The organism is Micromonospora sp. WMMC241 (assembly GCF_027460165.1).
GTDB lineage: Bacteria > Actinomycetota > Actinomycetes > Mycobacteriales > Micromonosporaceae > Micromonospora > Micromonospora humi.
Window position 1 is genome coordinate 1,456,376 of the sequence record NZ_JAPZBF010000001.1, and the last position, 26,134, is coordinate 1,482,509.

Annotated in this window: 25 protein-coding genes; 15 read left to right on the forward strand and 10 right to left on the reverse strand. The window is 74.3% G+C overall.

Features of this window, described 5'->3' with window-relative positions:
* Positions 1-16 precede the first annotated feature (16 nt).
* From O7598_RS07070 to O7598_RS07080, 3 genes are all read left to right on the forward strand, one after another.
* Complete coding sequence (locus tag O7598_RS07070; protein WP_269690549.1) at positions 17-601, forward strand: helix-turn-helix domain-containing protein; 585 nt, start codon at positions 17-19, stop codon at positions 599-601.
* Positions 602-767: 166 nt separating this feature from the next.
* Positions 768-2,258 (forward strand): NCS2 family permease, encoded by a 1,491-nt coding sequence (locus tag O7598_RS07075; protein WP_269690550.1) that lies wholly within the window; start codon positions 768-770, stop codon positions 2,256-2,258.
* Between the two features lie 18 nt (positions 2,259-2,276).
* Positions 2,277-3,065, forward strand: coding sequence for an alpha/beta fold hydrolase (locus O7598_RS07080; RefSeq protein ID WP_269690551.1), 789 nt, complete (start codon positions 2,277-2,279; stop codon positions 3,063-3,065).
* Here the strand turns inward: O7598_RS07080 and O7598_RS07085 are convergent.
* Together O7598_RS07085 and O7598_RS07090 are read right to left on the reverse strand one after the other, a co-directional pair.
* A complete protein-coding gene (locus O7598_RS07085) occupies positions 3,037-4,407 on the reverse strand; it encodes a hypothetical protein (RefSeq protein ID WP_269690552.1) in 1,371 nt (456 codons plus the stop codon). The two genes, O7598_RS07080 and O7598_RS07085, sit on opposite strands and share 29 nt — an antisense overlap.
* A complete protein-coding gene (locus tag O7598_RS07090) occupies positions 4,404-4,907 on the reverse strand; it encodes a SigE family RNA polymerase sigma factor (protein ID WP_269690553.1) in 504 nt (167 codons plus the stop codon). The genes O7598_RS07085 and O7598_RS07090 overlap by 4 nt, the downstream gene beginning before the upstream one ends.
* 129 nt (positions 4,908-5,036) lie before the next feature.
* Here O7598_RS07090 and O7598_RS07095 point away from each other — a divergent pair, with 129 nt between their 5' ends.
* Positions 5,037-6,248, forward strand: a complete 1,212-nt coding sequence (locus O7598_RS07095) for an ROK family protein (protein ID WP_269694777.1) — start codon at positions 5,037-5,039, stop codon at positions 6,246-6,248.
* A 39-nt stretch (positions 6,249-6,287) separates the two neighbouring features.
* On the opposite strand, the gene O7598_RS07100 is transcribed toward O7598_RS07095, so the two are convergent.
* Together O7598_RS07100 and O7598_RS07105 are read right to left on the reverse strand one after the other, a co-directional pair.
* Positions 6,288-6,755, reverse strand: coding sequence for a hypothetical protein (locus O7598_RS07100; RefSeq protein ID WP_269690554.1), 468 nt, complete (start codon positions 6,753-6,755; stop codon positions 6,288-6,290).
* 11 nt (positions 6,756-6,766) lie between these two features.
* Positions 6,767-7,096 (reverse strand): hypothetical protein, encoded by a 330-nt coding sequence (locus O7598_RS07105; protein WP_269690555.1) that lies wholly within the window; start codon positions 7,094-7,096, stop codon positions 6,767-6,769.
* 262 nt (positions 7,097-7,358) lie between these two features.
* Between O7598_RS07105 and O7598_RS07110 the strand changes: the two genes are divergently transcribed.
* Entirely contained in the window at positions 7,359-7,547 is a 189-nt protein-coding gene (locus O7598_RS07110) for a DUF397 domain-containing protein (protein ID WP_269690556.1), read from the forward strand.
* A gap of 2 nt (positions 7,548-7,549) precedes the next feature.
* On the opposite strand, the gene O7598_RS07115 is transcribed toward O7598_RS07110, so the two are convergent.
* Together O7598_RS07115 and O7598_RS07120 are read right to left on the reverse strand one after the other, a co-directional pair.
* A complete protein-coding gene (locus tag O7598_RS07115; RefSeq protein WP_269690557.1) occupies positions 7,550-8,488 on the reverse strand; it encodes a phosphotransferase in 939 nt (312 codons plus the stop codon).
* Between the two features lie 108 nt (positions 8,489-8,596).
* Positions 8,597-9,166, reverse strand: a complete 570-nt coding sequence (locus O7598_RS07120) for a dihydrofolate reductase family protein (RefSeq protein WP_269690558.1) — start codon at positions 9,164-9,166, stop codon at positions 8,597-8,599.
* 92 nt (positions 9,167-9,258) lie between these two features.
* Here O7598_RS07120 and O7598_RS07125 point away from each other — a divergent pair, with 92 nt between their 5' ends.
* Both O7598_RS07125 and O7598_RS07130 read left to right on the forward strand, forming a co-directional pair.
* Entirely contained in the window at positions 9,259-9,843 is a 585-nt protein-coding gene (locus tag O7598_RS07125) for a TetR/AcrR family transcriptional regulator (RefSeq protein ID WP_269690559.1), read from the forward strand.
* Positions 9,844-9,918: 75 nt separating this feature from the next.
* On the forward strand, positions 9,919-11,064 hold the full coding sequence (locus tag O7598_RS07130; RefSeq protein ID WP_269690560.1) for a polysaccharide pyruvyl transferase family protein: 1,146 nt from the start codon (positions 9,919-9,921) through the stop codon (positions 11,062-11,064).
* A gap of 10 nt (positions 11,065-11,074) precedes the next feature.
* Here O7598_RS07130 and O7598_RS07135 read toward each other — a convergent pair whose 3' ends face one another.
* Together O7598_RS07135 and O7598_RS07140 are read right to left on the reverse strand one after the other, a co-directional pair.
* Positions 11,075-11,281, reverse strand: coding sequence for a hypothetical protein (locus tag O7598_RS07135; RefSeq protein WP_091059014.1), 207 nt, complete (start codon positions 11,279-11,281; stop codon positions 11,075-11,077).
* Positions 11,282-11,346: 65 nt separating this feature from the next.
* Positions 11,347-12,207 (reverse strand): carbohydrate kinase family protein, encoded by an 861-nt coding sequence (locus tag O7598_RS07140; protein ID WP_269690561.1) that lies wholly within the window; start codon positions 12,205-12,207, stop codon positions 11,347-11,349.
* Positions 12,208-12,271: 64 nt separating this feature from the next.
* Here O7598_RS07140 and O7598_RS07145 point away from each other — a divergent pair, with 64 nt between their 5' ends.
* Positions 12,272-15,505, forward strand: coding sequence for a DEAD/DEAH box helicase (locus O7598_RS07145; protein ID WP_269690562.1), 3,234 nt, complete (start codon positions 12,272-12,274; stop codon positions 15,503-15,505).
* Positions 15,502-16,569, forward strand: coding sequence for an SWIM zinc finger family protein (locus O7598_RS07150; protein ID WP_269690563.1), 1,068 nt, complete (start codon positions 15,502-15,504; stop codon positions 16,567-16,569). Before O7598_RS07145 ends, O7598_RS07150 begins: the two co-directional genes overlap by 4 nt.
* Positions 16,570-16,620: 51 nt before the next feature.
* Here O7598_RS07150 and O7598_RS07155 read toward each other — a convergent pair whose 3' ends face one another.
* Positions 16,621-16,878 carry a DUF3040 domain-containing protein gene (locus tag O7598_RS07155; RefSeq protein WP_269690564.1) on the reverse strand — a complete coding sequence of 86 codons (258 nt, stop codon included), beginning with the start codon at positions 16,876-16,878 and terminating at the stop codon, positions 16,621-16,623.
* Between the two features lie 454 nt (positions 16,879-17,332).
* Between O7598_RS07155 and O7598_RS07160 the strand changes: the two genes are divergently transcribed.
* Genes O7598_RS07160 through O7598_RS07180 form a run of 5 tightly spaced genes read left to right on the forward strand, consistent with a single transcriptional unit; the run spans position 17,333 to position 23,632 of the window.
* Positions 17,333-19,429 (forward strand): DUF1800 domain-containing protein, encoded by a 2,097-nt coding sequence (locus O7598_RS07160; RefSeq protein WP_269690565.1) that lies wholly within the window; start codon positions 17,333-17,335, stop codon positions 19,427-19,429.
* Positions 19,430-19,443: 14 nt separating this feature from the next.
* On the forward strand, positions 19,444-20,817 hold the full coding sequence (locus tag O7598_RS07165; protein WP_269694779.1) for a DUF1501 domain-containing protein: 1,374 nt from the start codon (positions 19,444-19,446) through the stop codon (positions 20,815-20,817).
* The gene (locus O7598_RS07170) at positions 20,814-22,232 is read left to right on the forward strand and encodes a ferredoxin reductase family protein (RefSeq protein WP_269690566.1); all 1,419 of its coding nucleotides are present in this window, start codon (positions 20,814-20,816) and stop codon (positions 22,230-22,232) included. Before O7598_RS07165 ends, O7598_RS07170 begins: the two co-directional genes overlap by 4 nt.
* A gap of 13 nt (positions 22,233-22,245) precedes the next feature.
* On the forward strand, positions 22,246-22,851 hold the full coding sequence (locus O7598_RS07175) for an FMN-binding protein (protein ID WP_269690567.1): 606 nt from the start codon (positions 22,246-22,248) through the stop codon (positions 22,849-22,851).
* A gap of 49 nt (positions 22,852-22,900) precedes the next feature.
* Positions 22,901-23,632, forward strand: a complete 732-nt coding sequence (locus O7598_RS07180; RefSeq protein WP_269694780.1) for an FAD:protein FMN transferase — start codon at positions 22,901-22,903, stop codon at positions 23,630-23,632.
* Between the two features lie 371 nt (positions 23,633-24,003).
* Here O7598_RS07180 and O7598_RS07185 read toward each other — a convergent pair whose 3' ends face one another.
* Positions 24,004-24,684 carry a bifunctional DNA primase/polymerase gene (locus O7598_RS07185; RefSeq protein WP_269690568.1) on the reverse strand — a complete coding sequence of 227 codons (681 nt, stop codon included), beginning with the start codon at positions 24,682-24,684 and terminating at the stop codon, positions 24,004-24,006.
* A gap of 207 nt (positions 24,685-24,891) precedes the next feature.
* Between O7598_RS07185 and O7598_RS07190 the strand changes: the two genes are divergently transcribed.
* Positions 24,892-26,121: a helix-turn-helix domain-containing protein gene (locus O7598_RS07190; RefSeq protein ID WP_269690569.1), complete on the forward strand. Its 1,230-nt coding sequence runs from the start codon at positions 24,892-24,894 to the stop codon at positions 26,119-26,121.
* Positions 26,122-26,134 lie beyond the last annotated feature (13 nt).

Consider the following 26,134-nt stretch of genomic DNA (forward strand, 5'->3'; position numbering starts at 1 on the left):
GTGGCAAACTGGTGGCATGGACGACGATCTCGACCAGGCCCTCGACGCGGTCGGCCCCCGCCTGCGCGCGCTGCGCCGCGAGCGGGAGACCACGCTCGCCGACCTCTCCGCCGCCACCGGCATCTCGGTGAGCACGCTGTCCCGGCTGGAGTCGGGCGGCCGGCGGCCCACCCTGGAACTGCTGCTCCCGCTGGCCAAGGCGCACGGCGTCACGCTGGACGAGCTGGTCGGCGCGCCGCCCACCGGCGACCCCCGCATCCACCTGCGGCCGGTCGCCGCGTTCGGGATGACCATGCTGCCGCTCACCCGCCGTCCCGGCGGCATCCAGGCCTACAAGCTGATCATCCCGGCCGGCGGTCGGGCCGAGCCCGAACCGAAGACCCACGAGGGGTACGAGTGGGTCTACGTGCTCAACGGCCGGCTGCGCCTGGTGCTCGGCGAGCACGACCTGGTGCTCGCCCCCGGCGAGGCGGCCGAGTTCGACACCCGGGTGCCGCACTGGTTCGGTCGCGCCGACGCCGACGGGGTGGAGTTCCTCAGCCTCTTCGGCAGCCAGGGCGAGCGGGCCCACCTGCGCGCCCGCCCCCGCGAGCGGGAGTGATCCTGCCCACCCCCCGCGCGCAGCACCAGGTCACCCCGGGTTACCCGCCGGTTAGGGTGGCTCCGCCGTCCCGACGTTCTCCGGGCCAACCGCTTCGGGACGGTCGCACCCCACCGCCCGTCCGGCACGACCGGCGGGCCAACCCGGAACGGAGTACGCCCACGCCATGAGCGTGTCCACGCAGGACCCCGCTGCCCCGGTCGAGCCGACGGAACCCGCCCCGCGCGGCCGCCTCGACAGTTACTTCGAGATCACCCGGCGCGGCTCGACCGTGCGTCGCGAGGTGCTCGCCGGGCTCGCCACGTTCGCCACGATGGCCTACATCGTGGTGCTGAACCCCCTGATCATCGGCACCGCGCCGGACGTCGACGGAAACCTGCTCGGCATCGCGCCGGTCGCCGGCGTCACCGCCCTGGTCGCGGCCGTCATGACGATCATGATGGGCGTCGTCGGCCGGGTGCCGTTCGCCGTCGCCACCGGCCTCGGGCTGAACGCGTTCGTCGCGTACGCGGTGGCCTCGCAGATGACCTGGGCCGAGGCCATGGGCCTGGTGGTCGTCGAAGGGCTGATCATCACCGTGCTGGTGCTGACCGGCTTCCGCAAGGCCGTCTTCCGGGCCATCCCGGCCGAGCTGAAGGCCGCCATCGCGGCCGGCATCGGCCTGTTCATCGCCATGATCGGGTTCGTCGACGGCGGCCTGGTCCGGCGGGTGCCGGACGCGGCCGGCACCACGGTCCCGGTGCAGCTCGGCGGCGACGGCACGCTGCGCGGCTGGACCACCGTCGTATTCGTGGTCGGCCTGCTGGTCACCGGCATCCTGGTGGCCCGCAAGGTCAAGGCCGGCGTGCTGATCGGCATCGTGTTCACCACCGTGGTCGCGGTGATCGTCAACGCGCTCGCCAAGCCGGGGCCGGCGTTCGTCGACGGCAAGCCCAACCCCCAGGGGTGGCGGCTCAACGTGCCGACGCTGCCCGACCCGCTGATCCAGAAGCCCGACCTGCACCTGGTCGGCAACGTGTCGTTCGGCGCGTTCGCCCACGTCGGCCTGATGACCGCCCTGCTGCTGGTCTTCACGCTGGTGCTGGCCGACTTCTTCGACGTCATGGGCACCACGGTCGGCCTGGCCAAGCAGGCGAACCTGGCGACCTCCGACGGCACCGACATGCCCCGCCTCGGCAAGGTGCTCTTCGTCGACGGCGTCGCCGCGGTCGCCGGCGGCGCGGGCAGCGCCTCGTCCGCCACCACGTACGTGGAGTCGTCCTCGGGCATCGCGGACGGCGGGCGGACCGGCCTGACCAGCGTGGTCACCGGCGTGCTCTTCCTCGGCGCGCTGCTGCTCACCCCGCTGGTGTCGCTGGTGCCCAGCGAGGCCGCCGGCCCGGCGCTGGTGGTGGTCGGCGCGCTGATGATCCGCCAGGTGAAGGACATCGACTTCACCGACCTCGGGGTGGCCGTGCCGGCGTTCCTGACCATGACGCTGATGCCGTTCACCTACTCGATCACCAACGGCATCGGCGCCGGCTTCGTGAGCTGGGTGGCGATCCGGGTGGCGCAGGGTAGGGCCCGCCAGATCCACCCGCTGCTCTGGGCGGTCGCGGTGGCCTTCGTGCTCTACTTCGGCATCAACCTGGTCAAGGCGATCACCGGCGTCAGCTGACCCGGCGATGATCGGCGGGTGAGTTACGCCGACGTCCGGGGCCTGCGGGTCTGGTACGAGGAGCACGGCGCCGGCCGGCCGCTGGTGCTGCTGCACGGCTCCTACGGCTCGACCGAGACGTTCGCCCCGGTCCGCTCCGCGCTGGTCGCGCGCCGACGGTTGATCGCGGTCGACCTACCGGGTCACGGCCGCACCGTCGGCGCCGACCGGCCGCTGCGCTACGAGTCGATGGCCGACGACCTGGCCGCGCTGCTGCGTCACCTCGACCTGCCCCAGGTCGACCTGCTCGGCTACTCGCTCGGCGGCGGGGTGGCCCTGCGTACCGCGATCCAGCATCCCGCGCTGGTCCGCCGCCTGGTCCTGGTCTCCACCCCGTTCCGGCGGCGGGGCTGGCATCCCGACGTGCTCGCCGCGATGTCCGCCCACGACGAGCGGGCCGCCGAGCGGATGCGCGGCACTCCGGCCCACGAGCGGTACGCGCGGGTGGCGCCCCGGCCGCAGGACTGGCCCGCGCTCTGGGTCCGCACCGGCGAATTGCTGCGGCGCGACTACGACTGGTCGGCCGAGGTGGCCGCGCTGCCGATGCCGGTGCTGCTGGTCTTCGCCGACGCCGACGCGATCCCGGTGCGCCACATGGCCGACTTCTTCGGCCTGCTCGGCGGCGACCGGCGGGACGCGGGCGCCGACCGGCCCGCGTCCCGGCTGGCGGTGCTGCCCGGCCTGACCCACGACGACGTGGTCACGTCACCCGCCCTGCCGGCGGCGGTGCTGCCGTTCCTCACCCACGTCGCGCGCGCCCCCGGCTGACCGGTCGGCCACGGCGCACCCGGCGGTAGCCGAACACGACGCCGAGCAGCAGAACCACCAGGCTCACGCCCCACCACACCCGGCCGCCCAACCCCGACGGCGGGTGCGCCTCGCGGACCCGGCCGGCGTGCACCACCGCGTCCGCCACGTCGATGGCGAGCACCTGGTCCGGCGCGGTGAGCAGCGTGGTCGGCGCGGCGGCGCCCGGCGTCAGGCCCAGCACCCGGATCGACCGCACGATCTGGTACCAGGTCCGTTCGCCCATGTCCAGCGGCCCGCCGGTGGACAGCGCCGGGGCGTTCGGCTCCGGCCGGTACGCGACCACCCACGCGCTCCCGTCCGCCTGCCAGCCGAGCAGCCGGATCGCCGTCACGCCCGAGACGGTCGGCAGCGCCGGCGCGGGCAGCGCCCGCCCCTCGACGTCCACCCGGCCCAGCCGCCACCGGTCGGTCGCCGGATCGCGTTCGACCAGGGCCAGTGAGCCGTCCGGCAGCCAGGCGCCCTTGCCGGCCAACGCGCTCTCCGCCGGCAGCGCGAACGAGGAGATCTGCCGCCCGTCCGCGCTCGACACCAGCACCTTGTCGCCGACCTGGTAGGCCAGCCGGGACCCGTCGGCGGTGAACGCCACCGGGGTGCCGAAGACCGGCACCTGCGTGGTCTCCAGCAGGCGCACCGCCCGGCCGGTGTCGATCCGGAGCAGGCTGAGCGTGTTGAGGTGCGCGCCGGCCTCCGGGTTCGCCGGTGTGGTGTCGCGGACCACCAGCGCCGACCCGTCCGGCGCCCAGCCGGCCGGGTCGGTCATCGAGCTGCCCGCGCGTGGGCTGGGCAGGTGCCGGGTCGTGCCGGTGACCAGGTCGATCAGGTTGATCCCCGGCCGGAAGCCGGACCGGTCCGGCGCGGCGAGGCGGCGCCCGTCGGGGGAGAGCAGCACCCCCTCGCCGGCCGGCACCTCGGCCCCCACCGTCCAGTTGCGGTAGCGGTCCGCGTCGGCGGCGACGATGCCGACCGTGCCGTCCTCGTCGGTCAGCCCGCGCGCCTGGCCGCTGAACACCACCGACGCCGGGCCGAGGCGTGGTCGGTCGGTGGCCCGCAGCGCGCCGACCGGCGGCAACCCGAGCCGGTCCGGCAGCGCCGCCGCACCCGGGCCGGCCGGCGCGGGCGCGGCCCGCCCGCCGCCGCGTACCGCCAGCGGCACGGCCGCCGTCAGCGCCAGCGCCACCGCGACCACCGCGGCGGTCCGCAACCGCGTACGCCGCGCGGTTCGCACCGCCCGGTCGTGCACCGGGTACGCGGGCACCTCGGCCGCCGCCTCCCGCAACGCCTCACGCAGCCGTACGCTCACTGCCCGCTCCTCTCCGGCGTCCGCTCCCACAGGCCGGGGACGAGGTCCCGGAGCCGGCGTACGGCGTCGTGCCCGTGCCGTTTCACCGTGCCCACCGAACAGCCCAGCACGTCGGCGACCTGCGCCTCGGTCAGGTCCTCGTAGTAGCGCAGCACCACCACGGCCCGCTGCCGCGCGGTGAGCAGCCGCAGCGCCGCCACCACGCTCAGCCGCAGCGCGGTGTCCTCGGTGTGGTCGCCGCCGCCCCGCTCGGCCGGCGACGCGTCCAGCCGTTCCGCCACCCGCCGTCGACGCCACCACGACACCTGCTGGTGGTACATCACCCGGCGCACGTACGCCTCGGGGTCGCCGTCGCGGATACGCCGCCAGTGCCGGTAGGTCCGGGCCAGCGCGCTCTGCAACAGGTCCTCGGCGAGGTGGTGGTCCCCGGTCAGCAGGTACGCGGTCCGCGACAACGCGGGCGACCGCTGCACCACGAACTCGTGGAACGTCTCCGACATGCCCACCCCCTCCCTGCAATGAACGCCGGTCGGCCGCCGGAAGGTTGAGGCGTCCCGGCTGGTGGCTGCCGTCGATGTGAGCCACCTATCCTCGGATGACAAGCCATGGGTCAGCTGACGGGGTGGTCGATGCTGAGGGATCTGGCCGCGGACCGGCACGTGCCGGGCGACAGCCGGCGGCGCAACCTCGGTGCGCTGCTCCGGCGGGTCCACCTGGGCGGTCCGGTCTCGCGCGTCGGACTCGCCGAGTGGTTGGGCGTCAACCGCAGCACGGTCATGGCGCTCACGGCGGAGCTGGCGGCGGCCGGCCTGGTCCGCGAGATGCCCGCCTCGGCGAGCGGACGCGCCGGGCGACCGTCCTTCGTGGTCCGGCCGGAGTCCGAGGCCGTCCACGTCCTCGCCTTCGACATCGCGGTGGACCGGCTCGTGGCCGCCCGCGTCGGGCTGGGCGGGGCGGTGTCGGCCCGGCTGGAGGCGGAACGGCCCCGGGCCGGGGCCGACCTCGACGCGGTGGTGTCCGTGCTGGCCGGCTTCGGGCGGGAGCTGCATCACGACGCCCCGCCCGGGTCGGTGTGCGTGGGCGTCGGCGCGTCCTACTGCGGGATGATCCGACCCGGCGACGGGATGGTGCGGTTCGGACCCGACATGGGCTGGGTGGACCAGGCGTTCGGCGCCGAGCTGGCCCGCCGCCTCGACCTGGGCCTGCCGGTCCTGGTCGGCAACGAGGCCCACCTGGGCGCGATGGCGGAACACCAGCGCGGCGCCGGCGTCGGCGTGCAGAACCTGATCTACCTGCACGGCGACGTCGGCGTCGGCGGCGGGATCATCGTCGGTGGGGACCTGCTCGACGGCGACGGCGGGTACGGCTCCGAGGTCGGTCACATGCTGGTCAACCCCTACCAGGGGCGGCCCTGCGGCTGTGGCTCCCGGGGCTGCCTGGAGGCCGAGGTCGGTGAGCGGGCGCTGCTCGACGAGGCCGGCCGCCCGGCCGACCACAGGGGACGCGAGGCGGTACGCGCCGTGGTCACCGCCGCCGGCCGGGGCGATGCGGCCGCCCGCGAGGCGCTCGGGCGCATCGGCGACTGGCTGGGCATCGGGGTGGCGAACCTGGTCAACCTGTTCAACCCCGGCGTGGTGATCTTCGGCGGGACGCTCCGTGAGGTGTTCCCGGCGGCGGCGCCCCACGTCCGCCGCCGGATCGCCGCCAACGTGCTGCCCGTGTCGCGGGACAAGGCCCGGCTGACCGTCTCTGCCCTGGGCTACGACGCCACCCTGATCGGCGCCGCCGACCTGGCCTTCTCCCCGCTCCTGACCGACCCCCTGGCCGCCCCACCCCGCTGACCCACCCCCACCCGCTCATGCGTGCGTGTGCACGCCCGCTCATGCGTCGATCTTGGAGTTGTGGTTGTGGACAGAAAGGTCATTTCCGGCCCTTCGGGGCACCACAACTCCAAGATCGGTGCCACCGGCCGGGATCTTGGATGGAGATGGCCCCTGGAGGGGCACTTTCCTTCCAAGATCTCTCCGGTTCCCGGCATGCGAGAGGGCTTGTCCGCCGCATGGAAGCGGCGCGGCGGAGGGGGTGAAGCCGGCGGACTCGCAGAAGTGGTGGGCGGCTTCGCGGGTCAGGTTCGGGACGACCAGGGTGTCCAGCGTGCCGACCAGTCGCGGACCGAGATGGGCCAGCAGCAGTTCCCAGCCCGGTCGGGCGTGCAAACCCCGCCAGGCCGCGGCGAGTGCCTCCCGGGCGGGACGGTCGTCGGCGGGCGCCAACTGCCACAGCAGGTCGAAGACCTGGTCGACGTCGTCGTCGGGTGTCGCCGGACGGATCGTCGGCGCGGTGGACACAGTGGCCGAGCCTAAGCCTCCCCGACCACGCCCCGGCGGTACGGGCCCCAGCCGACGAACCTGTCGAACAGGTCGCGCGGGGTCGGGCCGCCGTGCGGGTCGAGGCGGAACAGGTCGTGGGTGGCCTCGTGGTAGAGCCCGGAGAGGTAGACGGCCAGGTCGACCGGCTGGTCGGCGTACTCGACCTTGAGCAGCAGGCGGGCCTGGGCGCAGGGCCACGGTGCGCCGCAGGCGCGGCAGAGCCACAGTGGCCGGATCGGCAGGTGCGCCGGGTGGTCGGGCGGATAGGGGCGCGGCCGGTCCGGATGCGGCCCGAGCCGGGGTACGGGGAACGCGGCCACATCGTCACGACCTTCCTCGGAGTCGGCGGATGGGCCGCCCCGGCATCGGGGGACATCGGGGCGGCCCGGTGGCGGCCGGTGCGGGAATCGGACCGCCGGATGACAGTCTGTAGCGGACGGCACTACGCTCGGAAGGCTCCACGCCACTCCTGGTAGTGGCGAGCAGGACCCGGGGACGTGTGGGGATTCGACGGGCGGACAGGGGGAGACCGTGGGCGGGTCGTGGTGGGACTTTCGACCTGATCAAGGAGGCGGCAAGCTCATGGATCTGACCGGTGCGCGCTGGCGCAAGTCGTCCCGTTCGGGCTCCAACGGCGGCGCCTGCGTCGAGGTGGCGGACGATCTGCCCGGGGTCGTCGGCGTGCGCGACAGCAAGGACCCGTCGGGCCCCACCCTGGCCTTCGCGTCCGCCTCCTGGCGCGCTTTCGTCGCGTACACGAAGCGGGTTTGACCTTATTCGCCCAGCCGGCGGGCCAGCCACGGCAGCAGCGCGTCGCCCTGCAGGCGCTGGAACGCCCGCACGGTGGGGATGCCGGGCGGCGGCGGCTGCCGGGCGCCGTCGAGGAAGAAGCCGGTGAAGCCGGCCAGTGCCCCGGTCAGGTCGGCCGGGTCGACGTGCGCGGTGAGCGGACCGGCGGCGAGCAGCGTGTCCGGGTCGTGGCCGCCGTACACCTGCACGTTGACCACGGTGAGCAGGGTGTCCAGCCAGGCCGGCCCGCGGCAGGCCCAGGGCCAGTCGACCACGGTGACCGTACCGTCCGGGCCGATCAGCAGGTTGTCGGCGCGGACGTCGAGGTGGCAGAGCGTGTCGCCGCCCAGGGCGGCGAGGCCCCGGTCGGCGGCTGCGCACAGCTCCTCCAGGTGGGCCCGGGCCCACGGGTCGAGGTCGGCCGGCGGCTCCTCGACGATCCGCCGCCAGCCGCCGAAGTCGTGCGCGAGCGCCTCGGTCGCGGCGGTGGTCGCGACGGCGGGGGCCGGGGTGAGCGCCGCGGCCATCGTCTCCAGCGTGGACAGCACGGCGGTCAGCTCGGTCGCGTCCCACGGGGTGGCCGGGTGCCGGCCCTCGACGTCGGCGTAGACCAGGGTGATCCACTCGCCGTCGTCGTGGCTGCCGAGCAGCCGGGGCGCCGGGGTGGTCGCCGGTAGGGCGGCGGCGATCCGGGCCTCGGCCCGGTGCATGGCGGGGCTGCGGTCGTTCTGCGCCGGGCTGACCGCCTTGACGAACGCCCGCCCGCCCCGGGCGGTGCGGACCCGGTCGGCGGTGCCGGGGGAGAAGCCGCCCGGCTGCGACTCGGCCGCCACCACCCGGTCGTCGAGGATGGCCTCCACCGCGGTACGGACGTGGGCGGGCAGGTCGCGCCACGTGATTCGGGTCTTCGTCGGGCTGCGCACCGTTCCACCGTGGGGGCGCCCGCCTTCGGTGGCAAGCGGGTTAGGCCGGGCCCGAGGTGTTAAGCGGGGGCCCCGCCTCTACCGAATGCGTTAACAAGGGGCCCCGCCTTACCGCGTGTAGCGCAGCACCACCACGCCGGCGTCGAAGGGGCGCGCGGAGGTGAGCGTGAATCGGCTGGGCGCGAACCCGCGCTCCACCAGCGGGATGCCGCTGCCGACGACGACCGGGTTGAGCTTGACCACCAGCTCGTCGACCTCGTCGAGGAGTTGGCCGGCGAGCTGGCCGCCGCCGCAGAGCCAGATGTCGCCGCCGGGCCGGGCCTTCAGGTCGCGGACGAACGCCACCGGGTCGCCGGCCACCACCTCCACGTCCGGGTGGTCGGCCGGGGCGAGGGAGCGGCTGAAGACGTACTGCTTCAGGTGGGCGTACGGGCTGGTGGCGCCGATCGACAGGCCCGGCTCGTAGGCGCCGCGACCCATCAGCACGGTGTCGAAGCGGCCGGCGGGCGGGGACGGCACGCCGAGTTGGGCGTGGGCGAACGTGGGCAGCGTCTGCGGCCACTCGGCCACCAGGTAGGGCGCCACGTCGGGCTCCAGCGGGAGGAAGTCGAAGGACCCGTCCGGGGCCGCGATGAAGCCGTCGAGGGTGCTGGCGACGAAGTAGACGAGCGTGCGCAAACCGACTCCGATGTCCGAGGGCAACCACGACGACTGTCGTGGTTCGGAGTGAATGTACAACACCTGTCGTGGTTGTTGCTAGGCTGTGCCGCGTGGCCCGCAACACCGAACGCCGTACCCTGCTCGCCGACGCCGGCCTGCGGGTCCTCGCCGCCGCCGGCGCGCGAGGGCTGACCCACCGGGCGGTCGACGCCGAGGCCCGCGTGCCCACCGGCACCGCCTCCAACTACTTCCCGTCCCGCGCCGCGCTGCTCGCCGGCCTGGCCGAGCGGATCTTCGACCGGATGGCGCCCGACCCGGCCGTGCTGGCCGACCTGGGCCGCCGGGAGCCGTCGATCGCGCTGGTCACCGACTATCTGCGCGACATCGTCGCCCGCACCACCCGCGAGCCGGACCTCACCCGGGCACTGCTGGAACTGCGGCTGGAGGCCGCCCGCCGGCCCGAGCTGCGCGCCGCGCTCGGCGACGTGCTCCGCCGGGGGTACGCCGACGACGTCGCCTTCCACGTCGCCGCCGGCCTACCCGGCGGGGCGTACGAGGTGGCGCTGCTGCACTACGCCGTCGACGGGCTCCTGCTCGACCTGCTCACCACCTCGATCGACGCCGGGTTCGACCCCGATCGGGTGGTCTCCACCCTGGTCTCCCGCCTGGTCGGTGGCGCGGACCTCGCGCCCTGAGCGGTTCTCCGCCCGGGTTACCCGACCACGAAGTGCGGGAACGCTGGTCCGGACGCCCCTGGGAAGGAGCATCGGATGAGGGATGGCACCGGACTGACCATCGGCGTGCTCGGGTCGTACGGCGGTCGCAACCTCGGCGACGAGGCGATCCTCACGGGTCTCCTGGCCGACCTGCGCCAGCACGAGCCGAACGCACGGATCATCGTGTTCTCCCGCAACCCGGCGCACACCGCGCTGGCGCACCCCGACGTCGAGGCGGTGCCGTGGGAGGGCGTCAGCCGGGTCGACTCGTCCCAGGTGCTCAACCAGCTCGACCTGCTCGTCCTCGGCGGCGGCGGGATCCTCTACGACAAGGAGGCCCGGCGCTACCTCCGGGTGGTCCGGGTCGCCCAGGAGCGGGGCCTACCGCTGCTGACCTACGCGGTCGGGGTGGGCCCGCTCACCGACGGGGTGGACACCGGCATGGTGCGCGAGACGCTAGCGCAGGCCGTCGAGGTGACCGTCCGCGACCAGGAGTCCCGGATGGTGCTGGAGGAGGCCGGCCTGGTCAACCCGATCACGGTCACCGGGGACCCGGCGTTCCTGCTGGAGCCGGAGGAGTTCCCCGCGCAGTGGTTGCGCGAGGAGGGCGTACCGGCCGGCTCCCGGCTGGTCGGGCTGAGCGTGCGCGAGCCGGGCCGGGCCGCGGAACGCCTCGACGTCGACGGCTACCACCGGCTGCTCGCCCAGATCGGTGACTTCCTGGTGCACCGCATCGACGCGCACGTGCTCTTCGTACCGATGGAACGCGACGACATCCGGCACTCGCACGGCGTGCTGTCACACATGATCGCCGCCGACCGGGGCCGGATCCTGCACGGCGACTACCGCCCGGCGCAGATCCTCGGCCTGATGCGCCACTTCGACCTCGCGGTCGGCATGCGACTGCACTTCCTGATCTTCGCCGCCATGATGAACACGCCGTTCCTGCCGCTGCCGTACGCCGGCAAGGTCTTCGACCTGGCCCAGCGGCTCGGCGTGCCGGCGCTGCGCGGCATGGAGCGGGAGGTGGAGGGCCCGCTGCTGGCCGAGGTGGACCGGCTGTGGGACGAACGGGCGGCCCGGGCCGACGAGACCGCCCGCCGGGTGGCCGAGGTCTGCGACCAGGCGCGCGGCACCTCGCAGGTGACCCGAAGCGTGCTGGACAGCATCCGGGCCCGGGCGTTGACCCCGGCGGCGTGAGCCGGCGCGGTCAGACCGCCGGGCCGCGCCAGGTGTAGACCCACTCGTGGTCCGGCCGGTCACCCGACTCCAGCTCGTAGATCTCCGCCTCCGCCAGACCGCCCGGCCCGAGGTGGTGGTGGGTCAGCGGCGGGCGGCCGTTGCTGTCCAGCTCGACCGTGACGCTGTCACCGTCGGCCGCGCCGCCGACCAGGGGGATCTGCACCGTGGAAGCCATGCGCCCATCCTGCCCCGACCGGCCGGCGCTCGCAGCGGATAGCGGGGCGACGGGCCCGCCGCCGATCAGACCCGGGGGAGCAGCCCGTCCGGATACTCCATCCCGTCGTGGGTGCACGCGGCGGCGGCCACCCGGGCGGCGTACCGGGCCGCGTCCGGCGGGGCGGCGCCGCGCAGCCGGGCGGCGACCAGGCCGGCGGCGAACGCGTCCCCGGCGCCGTTGGTGTCCACCACCGGCGCCGGCGGGGTGGCGGCGGGCACGTGCGCCGGCGGCGCGTCCGGGGTGTGCAGCGTCGCGCCGGCCGCCCCGCCGGTGACCAGCACCGTGCGCGGCGCCAGCGCGGCAGCCGCCTTGCCGGCCCGCTCGCCCAGCTGCACGTCGCTGACGAACACCAGGTCGGCGGCCTCGGCGAACGGGCGGTGGTAGTCGTTCTCGCCGTCCCAGTCGTGCAGGTCGGTGGAGAGCGACGCCGCGCCCCGCAGCACCGGCAGCGCGTCCCGGGCCCAGTCCATGATCGAGACGTGTGTGTGGGCCGCCTCGGCGACCAGCGCGGCCAGCTCCGCGTCGGCGAACGGCGCCGGGCCGGACCAGGGCCGGGGGTCGTAGAGCGACATCCGGCGACCGGCCGGGTCGACCAGGTTCACCGAGCGTCGGGTGCCGGCCGGCGCGTCGACCAGCACGGTCCGCACCGAGGTACGCGCCAGCGCCGCCCGCACCACGTCGCCGGCCGGGTCGGCGCCGAGCACGTCGACGAGCGTCACCCGCAGGCCGAGCGCGTGCGCGGCCAGCGCCACCCCGGCGCCGGTGTTGCCGATCCGCAGCTCGACCGGGGGCACGGTCAGCGAGTCGGCGACCGGCAGCGGCAGCGCGGGCACCCGGGCGCGGACGTCCACGCCCAGCCCGCCGATCACGAGAAGGTCGACCATGGCGCCGACGATAACCCCGCACGGCCGCCTATCCTGGCCCCGGGCGTCGTCGAGGGGGAACTGCGTGCTGGTCATCCACGGGCTGTGGCTGCCCGGCGCCGGGCTCGCGCTGTGGGCCGAGGACGGCACGCTGCCCGCCCGCGCCCCGCGCCGGCCCGGCCGCGCCCCGCGGGAACGGCCGCACCCGTTCGCCGCCGACCACGCCACGCTGGCCGCCGCGCTCGACGGGACCCCGGGCGAGCCGATCTCCGTACTGCTCGGCCTGCCCACCCGGGCCAGCTCGCCGGTGGAGTCCCCGGAACTGGTCCGAGCCACCGTCGAGGAGCCGGTCCGCGGCCCGGTCACCCGCGCCGGCTGGCGGGTCCCCGCCCTGGCGTACGCCCCGGACGCCGCGTACGCGCTGCTGCGCGCGCCCCGGCCCGACCCGGTCGGGGCGAGCCTGCGGCACCTGGCCGAACTCGCCGACTTCGCCGCCGACCTGGTCGCGCGCGGCCGCCTGCTCCCCGCGCTCGGCGGTAAGGAGGGGCCCCCTGTTAACGCTTCCGGTATAGGAGGGGCCCCCTCTTATCACCCGACGCGAGCGCGGCGGCAGCTGCGGGCGGCTGGCGACTCCGACGTGACGATCGCGCGGGCGCTCTGGCGGCCGCTGCTCACCGGCACCGACGCGGCCTGGGCCCGGGACCTGGCATCGGCCCTGCCCCCGGCGGCCCGCGCCGCCCGCACGTGGGAGCCGGCGACCGGGACAGCGGGGCCCGGGACGGCGGCGACCGGGACGGCGGCGACCGGGACAGCGGGGCCCGGGACAGCGGGGCCCGACGCGGCCGGGGACTGGCGCGGTCGGGCCGGGGAGGCCGGGCCGGGCGAGCTGGTGGCGGACGCGCTGGACGTGCTGGCCGACGCCGCCGCCCGGGTGGCCCTGGCGGACACCCGGCTGCACCGGGGGATGCGCCCCGGCGGCCCGGTGCCGCGCTGGCTGGCCGCGCTCACCGGACCGGAGCGCGAGTTCCCCGCCGAGCCGGCGGCGCTGGCGACGCTGCGCGCCGCGCTGGACGCCTGGCAGCGCGACGCCGCCGGCGGGGCGGTACGGGCCACGTTCCGCCTGGTCGAACCGCCCACCGACCCGGTCGCCGAGCTGGTCGAGGGCGGCGCCTGGCAGGTGGAGTTCGGGCTGCACCCGGCCGACGAGCCGGGGCTGGTGGTCGACGCCGGGCACATCTGGCAGCGTCCCGCGCCGGCGCTCGCCGCCCGCGGCGTCGACCCGCAGGAGACGCTGCTGGCCGAACTGGGCCGGGCCAGCCGGCTCTGGCCCGAGGTGGAGGCGGCCCTGCGTACGGCCACGCCGGAGGGGATGGAGCTGGACGCCGACGGCGCGCACCGGTTCCTGCGCGAGGGGGCGCCGGTGCTGCACGCGGCCGGCTTCGGCGTGCTGCTGCCGTCCTGGTGGCGGCGTTCCTCGTCGCGCCTGGGCGCCAGGTTGCGGGCCCGCAGCCGAACCGCGCCGGGGGCGGTCGCCACCGCGGCGGGCGGGCTGGGGCTGGACGCCCTCGTCGACTACCGCTGGGAGGTGGCCCTCGGTGACCAGCCGCTGACCGCCGAGGAGTTGGCTTCGCTCGCCGACCTGAAGTCGCCGCTGGTGCGACTGCGCGGCCGGTGGGTCGAGCTGGACCCGCAGCGGCTGGAGGCCGGGCTGCGGCTGCTCCGCTCCTCCGGCGAGCTGACCGTGGCCGACCTGCTGCGGATGGGGCTCTCCGGCGAGGAACGCGGCGGCGAGCTGCCGGTGCTGGACGTGGTCGCCGACGGTGCGCTGGGCGAGCTGCTGGCCGGCGAGGCGGAGCGGCGGCTCACCCCCGCCGACCCGCCACCGGGCTTCGTCGGGACGCTGCGGCCGTACCAGCGGCGCGGGCTGGCCTGGCTGGCGTTCCTCCAATCGCTCGGGCTGGGCGGGATCCTCGCCGACGACATGGGGCTGGGCAAGACCGTGCAGCTGCTCGCGCTGCTCGCCGGTGACCCGCCGGAGGCCGGGCCCACCCTGCTGGTCTGTCCGATGTCGCTGGTCGGCAACTGGCAGCGCGAGGCCGCCACGTTCGCGCCCGACCTGCGCGTACACGTGCATCACGGCGCCGAGCGCGCGCGGGGCGAGGGGTTCGCCGCGGCCGTGCGGGCGGCGGACCTGGTGGTGACCACCTACTCGGTGGCCGCGCGCGACGCGTTCGAGCTGGCCGGCGTCGACTGGCACCGGGTGGTGGTGGACGAGGCGCAGGCGATCAAGAACGCCGCGACCAGGCAGGCCGAGGCGGTCCGGTCGCTGCCCGCGCGGCACCGGGTCGCGGTCACGGGTACGCCGGTGGAGAACCGCCTCGCCGACCTCTGGTCCATCATGCAGTTCGCCAACCCGGGGCTGCTCGGGCCGGCCGCCGTGTTCCGCAAGCGGTTCGCCGAGCCGATCGAGCGGCACGGCGACGCCGAGGTGGCCGAGCGGCTGCGCCGGATCACCGGCCCGTTCGTGCTGCGCCGGCTCAAGACCGACCCGTCGATCATCACCGACCTGCCGGAGAAGCTGGAGATGGAGGTGCTCTGCAACCTCACCGCCGAGCAGGCCGCGCTCTACCGGGCCGTGGTCGACGACATGATGGCGAAGATCGAGTCCAGCGACGGGATCGAACGCCGGGGTTTGGTGCTGGCCACCATGACCCGGCTCAAGCAGGTCTGCAACCACCCGGCCCAGCTGCTGCACGACGGCTCCGCGCTGGCCGGGCGCTCCGGCAAGCTGGAACGCCTCGACGAGATCGTCGACGAGGTGCTCGCGGCGGGCGAGAAGGCACTGCTGTTCACCCAGTACGCCGAGTTCGGCGGGATGCTGCGCGGGCACCTGTCGGCGCGTACCGGCCGGGAGGTGCTGCTGTTGCACGGCGGCGTCGGCAAGGCCGAGCGGGACGCCATGGTGGCCCGGTTCCAGACCCCCGACGGCCCGCCGCTGTTCGTGCTCTCGCTCAAGGCCGGCGGCACCGGACTCACCCTCACCGCGGCCAACCACGTGGTGCACGTCGACCGCTGGTGGAACCCGGCCGTCGAGGACCAGGCCACCGACCGGGCGTTCCGCATCGGCCAGCGCCGGCGGGTGCAGGTACGCAAGTTCGTCTGCGCCGGCACCGTGGAGGAGAAGGTGGCCGCGATGATCGCCGACAAGCGGAGCCTGGCCCGGTCGGTGGTCGGCAGCGGCGAGCAGTGGGTGACCGAGCTGTCCACCGACACGCTGCGCGAACTGTTCACGCTGGAGGCCGGGGCGGTGGTCGAGTGAGCCCGAGCTTCGACGACTACGGGCCGCCGCGTCGGGTCGAGGGCGGGTTGCGGGCCCGCAGCACCCGGGGCGCGATCGGGCAGTCCTGGTGGTCCCGGCGCTTCCTGGAGGTGCTGGAGTCGTTCGCGCTCGGCTCCCGGCTCACCCGCGGCCGGGCGTACGCGCGGCGGGGGCAGGTGCTCCGGCTGGACGTCGCACCCGGGCTGGTCACCGCCGAGGTGCAGGGCTCCCGGCCGCAGCCGTACCCGGTGCGGATCGGGCTGGCCGCGTACCCGGAAGGGGTGTGGCGGCGGATCGAGGCGGAGCTGGCCGGGCAGGCGTTCTTCAGCGCCCGGCTGCTCGCCGGTGACCTGCCGGCGGAGCTGGAGGAGCTGTTCGTCGCGGCGGGCGCGCCGCTGTTCCCGACCGAGGTCGGCGAGTTGACGCAGCGGTGCGGCTGCCCGGACTTCGCGGTGCCGTGCAAGCACCTGGCGGCCACGTTCTACCTGCTCGCCGAGGCGTTCGACGCCGACCCGTTCCAGTTGCTGCACTGGCGTGGCCGGGCCCGGGGCGACCTGCTCGACCGGCTGCGTACGCTGCGCGGCGCCCGATCCCGAGGGGCGGAGTCGAGCGATGCCCGGTCCGGCGGGCCGGGCGGCGTCCGGTCCGGCGACGCGACGGTGCCGGGCGGCGGGACGGTGCCGAGCGGTGTCCGGTTTGGCGGCGCGACGGTGCCGGGCGGCGTCGAGGGTCGCCGGGTCGCGTCGGAAGGGCCGACGGACGCGGTCGGCCGGGATGCGCCCGCCGGGCCGACGGGGTCCGAAACCGCGCCGACAGTGGCCGGACCGACGGTGACCGGCGCCGCGCGGGCGCTGGCCGGGCTGCCGTCGGTCGAGCCGGCCGAGGAGCTGGACCGGTTCTGGCTCTCACCGGTGGCGTTGCCGGACCGACCGCCCACCCTGGACACCGGCGCGGAGCTGCTGTTGCGGCAGCTCGGACCGCCCGGTGCCGAGATCGGCGGCCCGGGCCTGGCCGAGCGGCTCCGCCGCGCGTACCGGGCCTTCGGCGAGACGCCGAGCGGTTAACAGGGGGCCCCGCCTCTACCGGAGGCGTTAATGGGGGCCCTTCCTTACACCTCATAGGAGGCGGCGGCGGAAGCGCCACATCACTGCGGCGTTGGCGACCAGCACCATGGCGCAGATCGCCCCGGCCAACCGCCCGGCCAGCACGGTCATCGCCGGCAGCGAGGCCCACAGCACGATCGTCATCAGCATCATGTACCGGCCCCGGCGGCCCTTGATCCGGCTGTCCAACCGGGCGAAGAACCGCGGATCGCTCTCCCGCAGCTGGCGGGTGATCTGTTCGAACCTGCGCTGATCCTCTTGGCTGAGCATGGCGGTGTGCCTTCCCCTCACGGCTTCAGCGGTTCGGCGGCATACCCGGATCTCCGGTGGGTCACGCGCCGCCGCTGCTGCTTGTTTCGCCGGCTCGGGCAGTCGTGCACGCACCGCTCGGACACCTCAGCGGAGGCTTATCCGTACCTTAAGTTTCCCTGTTGTCGTGAACGGGCCCGGCGACGTCACGGCGGGCCGAAACCTCGCGTCCGGGCGGTCCGCGCCCGGGTCGGCCCTGCTCCGGACGGGGATGGGCCGGGCCGGTGGCGGCCGACTTCTTGCAACGGGCATGAGCACCGTCTTAAGTGCGCGTGGGCGCGCTTCCGGCCCGCCTTGAGCTGCGGCGGAGGCCTGGCTACTTTCCCGTAGCAACTCTCCGGCAACCGTCGCCGCCCCTCCCACCCAACCCCCGGGTGGCAGGCGTGCCGGCGCTCGAAGAAAACGGGATAGGTACATGGCCGACCTGAACGTGCCACCGCGTCGACCCAGGGACGACCGCGGTTGGGACGGATACCAGCACCCCCACCCGGACGGGCACCGCGACCTGGACTCCGCCGCACCGTACGCCGGCGGCTACCCCGCCCCGGTGCCCCCGCCCGCCCCGGGCCCGCAGTGGGTCGGCCCGAACGGCTTCGCCCCCGCCGGCCCCGCGTCCCAGGGTGGCTACGCCCAGCAGGGCGGCTACGCTCAGCCCGGCAGCGGCTACACCCAGCCCGCCGGCGGGTACCCGCCGCCGGCCGGACCGGGTCTGCCCACTCTGGACGACGACTCCGACGACGCCCCGAACCGCGGCCGGCGCCGGGCCCTCGCCACGCTCGGCGGTGCGGCGGTGGTCGCCGGCGGCGCCGCGTTCGCCCTCTCCCCGCAGCTTCGCGGCCTGTTCTCCGACGGCCCGGTGGCCGGTGACGCCACCGGCACGGTGACCACCGACGGCACCCAGGCCCGGCCGAGCGGCCAGCAGCCCAGCACGGTGCGGACCTACACCGAGCAGAACGAGAGCTACATGGGCTCGCGGGCCGGTGCGGCGCTCAAGCGCAACGCCCCGACCGGCGGTCGGCTCTTCGGCAGCCCGGCGGCCGCGGCGGCGGCGACCCAGGTGACCGTGAAGACGGTGCTCGCCAAGGACCCGATCCGCCACCTGCTGAGCCGGACCACCTTCGGCCCGACGGCGAAGATGATGGCCGAGGTCAAGAAGCTCGGTATCGACGACTGGCTGCGCGGACAGCTCGAGCCGGAGAAGATCGCCCCGACCAAGGGCGAGCTGAAGCTGGCCGACCTGCCCTCGCTCAAGCTCAGCCCGACCCAGCTCCGCGACCAGCGGGAGCAGCTCAACGAGCGCGGCGTCGACCCGGCCCGGGAGACGGTGGACGCCACCATCGCCCGGCAGATCTGGTCCGACCGCCAGCTCTTCGAGGTGATGGTCGACTTCTGGAACGACTTCCTGCACGTGGCGGCGGACTTCGACGGCGGCGAGACCTACCGCAACGCGTTCGACAAGGACGTCATCCGCAAGCACGCGCTCGGTAGCTACCCGGACATGCTGGTCGCCGCGAACAAGCACCCCGCGCTGCTGCTCTACCTGAACCAGGTCGACTCGCGCAAGGACGCGATCAACGAGAACCTGGCCCGGGAGAACCTGGAGCTCTACTCGGTCGGCGTCGACGGCGGCTACACCGAGAAGGACGTGCGGCAGGCCGCCATGCTGCAGACCGGTCGGGGCGTCGCGGACGGCAAGTACATGTTCTTCGCCGACCGGCACTACGTCGGCAAGGTGAAGATCCTCGGGTTCACCCACGCCAACAACTCGAACGACCCGAAGGTCGCCGACAAGGTGATCGACTCCTACATCCGGTACATCGCGCTGCACCCGTCCACCGCGAAGTACGTGGCCCAGAACCTGGCCACCCGGTTCGTCTCCGACACCCCGCCGAAGTCGATCGTGGACCGGCTGGCGAAGGCGTACACCACCAACAAGGGCAACATCCGCCCGGTGCTGGCCACGCTCTTCAGCTCCTCGGAGTTCTGGGCCTCGGTCGGCCAGAAGGTGCGCCGCCCGATGGAGTACCTGGTGGCCACGTACCGGTCGCTCGGCGTCGGGCCGGACGCGATGCCCGGGTTCGACGGCGACAAGCGGCGCACGCCGTTCGCCCAGGGCCTGCGGCAGATCCAGGACAAGATGCGCGAGCTGGGCCAGTACCCGATGGGCAAGCCGACCCCGGACGGCTACGCCGACGTCTACCTGGCGTGGACCTCGGCCGGCACCATGGTCGACGGCTGGAACGAGGCAGGCGAGCTGCTCGGTGGCTGGCGCAAGCAGTTCACCTACGTCAAGCCGGAGAAGCTGGTGGCGAAGCCGCCGACGACCGCCGGGGCGTACGTGGACGCGCTGGCGGTGAAGCTGGTGCACCAGAAGCTCAGCGCCAAGGAGAAGAAGCTCGTGCTCGCCGTGGCCGGGGTGTCCGAGGGCGCCAAGGTCGACGCCACCTTCAACGGGGCCATCGCCGCGGTCGCGCGGACGATCCTCGCGTCCCCCCAGCACCACCTCCGGTGAGGCATTCGATGGAGATGACCGTGAACCCGTACCCCCTGCACCCCGAATGCCCCGACGTGCGGCGGCTGGCCGACAACCCGGCCGAGGCGCTGCTGCGCGCGGAGGCGGACATCGTCGCGGCCGAGAACGCGGCCGAGGCGGACCGGTACCGCCGGCTGGAGGAGGTCGAGGAGGCCCAGCAGGACGGCCGGGGCGTCACCCGGCGTACCTTCGTCGCCGGCGCCGCGGCCACCGCGACCGCGCTGGCCACCGCGCAGTTCGTCACCACCTCGGCGTCGTTCGCCGCGACCAAGACCGGCACCCTGATCCACGTCTTCCTCTACGGCGGGCTGGACGGGCTGAGCCTGGTCGCGCCATCCAACGACGCGGTGCTCAGCAAGGCCCGCCCCGACCTGCTGCTCGGCAACGACTCGCTGGCCCTGGACCGCGGCTTCAAGCTGACCAGCGCGTTCTCTCCGCTGGAGAAGTGGCTGAAGGCCGGTCAGCTCGGCTTCGTGCCGGCGGTGTCCGACCCGCGGCTGTCCCGCAGCCACTTCCAGGCCGCCGACGCCTGCAACCTGGGCGGCCTGCCCGGTGAGACCGGCGGCCGGGGCTGGCTGGACAGCCTTGTCGACGCGCTCGGCAAGGGCACCGCGTTCCGCAGCGTCGGCATCGGCAGCACGCTGCCGCGTTCGCTGGTCGGCGTGAACGGCGCGCTCGCCCTCAACAGCGTCGGTGAGCTGCGGCTCAACGGCGACGACAAGTACCGCGCGGCCACCGAGAAGGCGATCCGCGGCCTGTTCACCGGGATCAACCACCCGGTGGAGGACGCGGTCATCGAGGGCATGGGCGCGCTGGCCACCGCGCAGAAGCTCGCCGCCAAGCCGTACGCGGCCGCAGCCGGCGTCAAGTACGAGGGCGTCGGCTACGCGTTCCAGCAGCTCGCCCAGCTCATCAAGGGCGGGGCGAACGTGCGGGTGGCGACCGTCGGCATGGGCGGCTACGACACCCACGAGAACCAGGGCACCAGCGAGGGCGGGCAGCTCTGGCGGCGGCTCAACGAGCTGGCCGGCGCCATGGCGGCGTTCTTCACCGACCTGGGCGACAAGGCCTCGGACGTGACGATCATGGTGTCCAGCGAGTTCGGCCGGCGGGTCGCCTCGAACAGCGGCGGCACCGACCACGGGCACGGCGGCGTGGTGACCGTGCTGTCCGGGCGCAAGCTCGCCGGCTCGCTGCTGGGCACCTGGAACGGGCTGAGCAAGCTGGACAGCGGTGACGTGCCGGAGTACAACAACATGTTCAACGTCTACGGGTCGGTGGCCCAGGGTCGCTTCGGCCTGACCGCCGCCCAGGTGGACAAGGTCTTCCCCCGGCAGAAGTTCGCCCCGATCAAGATGTACGCGTGACGTATCAGGAAACTCAGGCCGCCGGCCGTCGTACCGGGCACTCCGCCCCGTACGGCGGCCGTCCGGCTGCTCCCGTACCACTACCGGGCCGGCCGCGCCGCGGGCCCGGCGGCCGGCGTGCCCTCACCGCGGTCTTCTGGCTCGGCCTGGTCCTGGCCGTGCTGCCGTGGTGGCTGGCCACCCCGGCCGGCTCGCTGACCGACACCGCCGACCTGCTCACCGCCGGCGGGCGGATCACCGGCCTGATCGCCGGCTACCTGCTGCTGGTGCAGGTGTTGGCGATGAGCCGGCTCGGCGTGCTGGAGCGCTCGCTCGGCGGCGAACGGATCTCCCGGCTGCACCGGGACCTCGGCGCGACGCTGCTGGTCGCGGTGCTGACCCACATGTCGCTGCTGGTGGTCGGCTACGCCCGGCAGGAGCGCAACTCGGTGTTCGGCGAGGTCGGCACGCTGCTGTCCGACTACGAGGACATGGTCTCCGCGTTCGTGGCCGCCGGCGTCATGGTGCTGGTCGGGGTCACCGCGGTGCGCGGCGTGCGCCGCCGGTTGCCCTACGAACTCTGGTACGCCCTGCACCTGACCAGCTACCTGACCCTGCTGCTCGGCTACGCGCACCAGTTCAGCAACGGCGCCCAGCTCTACGAGCCCGGGCCGGTGCGCACCGGCTGGATCGCCGCGTACCTGCTGGTGGTGGCCGCGCTGCTGTGGGGCCGGGTGATCTCGCCGCTGGCGTTCAACCTGCGGCACCGGCTGCGGGTGGCCGACGTGGTGGCGGAGAGCCCGGACACCATCTCGATCTACCTGACCGGGCACCGGCTCAACCAGATCGACATGCTCGGCGGTCAATATTTCCGCTGGCGTTTCCTCAACCCGGGCTGCTGGTGGGAGTCGCACCCGTTCTCGGTCTCCGCGGCGGCCAACGGCCGCTGGTTGCGGCTGACCGTGAAGGTGGTCGGCAAGCACACCGCCGAGCTGCGCGACCTCACCGCGGGCACCCGCGCCTGGGCCGAGGGCCCGTTCGGCACGTTCACCGCGGCGCACCGCACCCGGGAGCGGGCCCTGCTCATCGCCGGTGGCAGCGGCATCGCGCCGCTGCGGGCGATGCTGGAGGAACTGCCGCCGGGCGCGGCGCTGATCTACCGGGCGCGTCAGCCCGCCGACGTGCTGCTGCACCGGGAGTTGGACTGGCTCGCCCAGGCCCGGCAGACCTCGGTCTGGTACGTCATCGGCCGCCGCGACGACCCGGGGCCGCGCCAGGTGATGAACCCGGAGGGGCTGCGCCGGCTGGTGCCGGACCTGACCCGCCGCGACGTCTACCTGTGCGGGCCGGGCGGCCTGGTCGACGAGTCCGTCAAGGTGTTGCGGGCGGCCGGCGTGCCCCGCCGCCAGATCCACCTCACCGCGTTCGAGTTGTAGAGAGGCACCCATCATGCGTCGCGCGTTCCTGGCGATCACCGGACTGGCCGCCGGCACCACCGCCCTGGTGGTACTCAAGGGTGGCCCGGGCGCCGGGCCGGCCACCGCCCAGGAGTTGCCGGCCGCGCAGGCGCCGGTCGTACCGGGCGGCTCACCCGCGCCCGGCGGCGCTGCCGCCACGCCCTCGGCCGCCGCACCGAGCGTCTCGGCGACGCCGGACGCGTCGGCGAAGCCGAGCGCCAAGCCGTCCGCCGACCGGAAGCCGGCCAGCCGGAGCAGCACCCGCACCAGCACCAGCACGCCGGCCGCGCCGCGGACCACCACGAAGGCGCCGAAGCCGACCACCCGCACGGTCACCGGCTCGTCGGTCAGCTATAAGTACGGCTCGCTCCAGGTCCGGATCACGCTCAGCGGCAGCCGGATCGTCGACGCCACCGCGACCGGCATGCCGCTGGGCGGCCAGTCCGGGCAGCGCAGCGACGACGTGCAGGCCCGCTACAGCGGCAGCTCGGGCGAGGTGGTGGCCAAGCAGAGCGCCAACCTGAGCACCGTCTCCGGCGCCACCTACACCAGCACCGCCTACAAGCAGTCGCTGCAGAGCGCGCTCGACAAGGCCTGACCGCTTGGCCGCCGCCGATCGGCCCGGGCTGTGCCGGGTCGAGCAGATCATGGGTACGGCGATCAGCCTCGACCTCGCCGACGACCTGCCCGCCGCCACGCTGCACGAGCTGGCGGAGCGGACGTTCGACTGGATGCGCGAGGTGGACGCCCGGTTCAGCACGTACCGGGACGACAGCGAGGTGTGCCGGCTGGGCCGGGGTGAGCTGCCGTTGGCCGAGGCGTCCGGCGACCTGCGGGCGGTGCTGGAGCGTTGCGCCGACCTGTGGATGTCCACGGACGGCTTCTTCGACGCGTACGCGACCGGCCGGCTGGACCCGTCCGGCTACGTGAAGGGCTGGGCGGCGCAGGTCGCCTCGGACCGGCTGGCGGCGGCCGGCGCGCCGAACCACTGCGTGAACGCCGGCGGCGACGTGCGGGTACGCGGCCGCACCGCCGCCGGTGAGCCGTGGCGGATCGGCGTGCGGCATCCGTGGGACCCGTCGGCCACCTGCCTGGTGCTGACCGGCACCGATCTGGCGGTCGCCACGTCGGGGGTCTACGAGCGCGGGCACCACGTCGTCGACCCGCGTCGGGGCGCGCCGGCGACCGGCCTGCGCTCGGTCACCGTGGTCGGCCCGGATCTGGGCGAGGCGGACGCCTACGCCACGGCCGCCGTCGCCATGGGCGAGCCCGGCATCACCTGGCTGGACCGCCTCCCGGCCCCCTGGCAGCACGCCGTGGTGACGGACGACGCCCGCCTCCTCCACTCCCGAGCCCTCCCGGTAACCCCCGACCCCTGACCCCCACCCCACCCGGCCTCCACCTCGTCGATCATGAGGTTGGCGGCACGACACGCCGAGCGCCGCACCCGCCAACCTCATGATCGACGGAGTGGAGGCCGGGTGGGACGGGGGACGGTCAGCGGAGGGGGCGGTGGAGGATGGCCGGGCGGGAGCCCGGGGGACGGGAGCCGCCTGGGGGGCGGGCGCCGCGGGGGCGGGTGAAGGTCCACGGGTGTGGGCGGCGACGGTGGTGCCGCGGTGGTTCGGTGCCGCCGGTGTGGCGGGCCGCGTCGTCCTTGGACATCCTCAACCCCCGCTCTGGCGCGGATGCGCCCTCGCCAGACACAACGAGTGCGGTGGCGGGGAGGTCGCTGTCGGGCAGCCGTCGGTCAGCGCCCGCGCCGGGGCAGCGGGAGGTGACCGGGGAAGAGGTCCGGGGTGAGCGTGATCCCGGCCGCCCGTAACGCCGCGATCAGCGCGTTCTGCACCAGGTAGGAGTCGGGCATCCGCCACCGGGCCTGTTCCGGGGCGACCGCCCAGCGCACCGTCCCCTCGGGGAGCCGGGTCGGTGGGGCGGGGATCCACGAGCCGGGGCCGTGCCGCACCACGTGGAAGCAGTGCTCCAGTTCCGGCCGCAGCGGGTCGCCGGGGCGGACCAGGAACATCCAGCGGCCGGTCGGGGTGACCAGCACCGGCCCGCGTACGCCGAAGCCGGCCGGGTGGGTGGCGACCGCCTCCAGCACCCGTCGGCCCAGATGCGCGGCGACCTCCAGCACGTCGAAGGCGTGCCCGGTGGGCAGCAGGACGCCGTGCGGGCGGCTGCGCCACCAGGTGGCCACCCGGGCCGGGTCGGCGCTGGCCGCGTGCTCCCAGTTCTCCAGCGCCGGATGGCAGCCCACGGTGGGGCAGCCGGCCCGGCCGCAGACGAAGCGCCGGTTGGCCAGGCAGGCGCCGGGCGTGACCGGCCAGCCGTGCAGCGCGTACCGGACGGCGACCCGGCGCAGCCGCACCCGCTCCAGCGGCGACAGGTGAGCGACGCGCGGTCGGACGTTCCCCCACATGTGTGCCATCCCCTCTCGCCCCACCGAATCCGTCCACCGCCACACGTCGAGAACCGTCACTGCCGTAACCCGCGATCGTTGAGTTGACGAACGGCCGGTGCAACTTGCACGAAAACTACGAGAACTGGCTGGACGGCTGACGCACAACCTGTGCGACCAGGGCAAACCTGGTGAACGTGGGGGTGGTCGCCGGCGCTGACCGGGGGAGGGGCAGGGATGGACGAACTACCCATAGGTCGGCGGGTGGCCTACTGGCGGAGCCGCCGCAAGATGTCCCAGCAGGTCTTCGCCGACCGGCTCGGCAAGTCGAAGAGCTGGGTGGACAAGGTGGAACGCGGCGTCCGCCGGCTGGACAAGTTCTCCGTGCTCTACGAGATCGCCGACATCCTCCAGATCGACGTGCAACTGCTGCACGGCAAGGACCCGGAACGGCGCACCGACGCGCTCAACTGCATCGACCAGGTCGAGGTGGAGGAGATCCGCACCGCCCTGGAGCGCTACGACTCGATGAGCGCCTACTTCGACGCCGCGCCCTATCCGCCGCCGCTGGACGACATGCGCAAGGCGGTCAACCACGCCTGGCTCACCTACCAGTACGGCCGTTACGGCATGCTCACCCGCGCGCTGCCCAAGCTGCTGCGCGACGCCCAGGCGGCGGACGCCGTGTACGGCGGCGACGACCAGCGCCGCGAGGCCGCCCACCTGCTCGGGCAGGTCTACCAGATCGCCTCCTCGGTGCTGCGCAAGCTGGGCGAGTGCAACCTGGCCTGGCTGGCCGCCGACCGCTCGATGGCGGTGGCCCAGCGCGCGGACGACCCGCTGCTCGCCGGCATCGCCACCACCCGGGTCTGCAACGCCCTCGTCGCGATGGGCCGCCCCCGCCCCGCGCTCGAACTCAACGTACGGATCGCCGACCGGCTCGCCCCCGGCGGCGACAACGACGTCGACCCGAGGCGGCTCTCCGTCTACGGCATGCTGCTGCTCCAGGGCGCGATGGCCGCCGCCCGCATCGGTGACTCGGCGACCGTGGACGACCTGCTCAGCGGCGCCGGGGAGGCCGCCGTCCTGCTCGGCGGCGACCACAACCACTACTGGACCTCGTTCGGCCCGACCAACCTGGAGCTGCACCGCGCCGCGGCGGCGGTCGAGCTGGGTGACGGCGGCCGGGCGGTGGAGACCCACCAGCGGATGAACGGGCACGCGTTCAACGCGCTGCTGCCCGAACGGCGCGCGCACCACCTGCTCGACCTGGCCCGGGCCTACTCCCAGATCGGTGACGTCGGCAACGCCGGCGACATGCTCCTGCAGGGCGACCGGCTCGCGCCGTCGGAGATCCGGTGCCGGCCGATCGCCCACGAACTCATGTCCGAGGTCCTCCGTCGCACACGGGGTGCGCCGCCGCCGCCGATTGCGGAGTTGGCTGAGCACATGGGAGTCGGAGTATGAGCGCGGGCCCGAC

Bases quoted from the DNA above. Each gene is read 5' to 3' on its own strand.
- O7598_RS07070 (WP_269690549.1), top strand. From the start codon at position 17: ATGGACGACGATCTCGACCAGGCCCTCGACGCGGTCGGCCCCCGCCTG.
- O7598_RS07075 (WP_269690550.1), top strand. From the start codon at position 768: ATGAGCGTGTCCACGCAGGACCCCGCTGCCCCGGTCGAGCCGACGGAA.
- O7598_RS07090 (WP_269690553.1), bottom strand. From the start codon at position 4,907: ATGTCGGAGACGTTCCACGAGTTCGTGGTGCAGCGGTCGCCCGCGTTG.
- O7598_RS07095 (WP_269694777.1), top strand. From the start codon at position 5,037: ATGCTGAGGGATCTGGCCGCGGACCGGCACGTGCCGGGCGACAGCCGG.
- O7598_RS07110 (WP_269690556.1), top strand. From the start codon at position 7,359: ATGGATCTGACCGGTGCGCGCTGGCGCAAGTCGTCCCGTTCGGGCTCC.
- O7598_RS07130 (WP_269690560.1), top strand. From the start codon at position 9,919: ATGAGGGATGGCACCGGACTGACCATCGGCGTGCTCGGGTCGTACGGC.
- O7598_RS07135 (WP_091059014.1), bottom strand. From the start codon at position 11,281: ATGGCTTCCACGGTGCAGATCCCCCTGGTCGGCGGCGCGGCCGACGGT.
- O7598_RS07140 (WP_269690561.1), bottom strand. From the start codon at position 12,207: ATGGTCGACCTTCTCGTGATCGGCGGGCTGGGCGTGGACGTCCGCGCC.
- O7598_RS07155 (WP_269690564.1), bottom strand. From the start codon at position 16,878: ATGCTCAGCCAAGAGGATCAGCGCAGGTTCGAACAGATCACCCGCCAG.
- O7598_RS07160 (WP_269690565.1), top strand. From the start codon at position 17,333: ATGGCCGACCTGAACGTGCCACCGCGTCGACCCAGGGACGACCGCGGT.
- O7598_RS07165 (WP_269694779.1), top strand. From the start codon at position 19,444: ATGACCGTGAACCCGTACCCCCTGCACCCCGAATGCCCCGACGTGCGG.
- O7598_RS07175 (WP_269690567.1), top strand. From the start codon at position 22,246: ATGCGTCGCGCGTTCCTGGCGATCACCGGACTGGCCGCCGGCACCACC.
- O7598_RS07180 (WP_269694780.1), top strand. From the start codon at position 22,901: ATGGGTACGGCGATCAGCCTCGACCTCGCCGACGACCTGCCCGCCGCC.
- O7598_RS07185 (WP_269690568.1), bottom strand. From the start codon at position 24,684: ATGGCACACATGTGGGGGAACGTCCGACCGCGCGTCGCTCACCTGTCG.
- O7598_RS07190 (WP_269690569.1), top strand. From the start codon at position 24,892: ATGGACGAACTACCCATAGGTCGGCGGGTGGCCTACTGGCGGAGCCGC.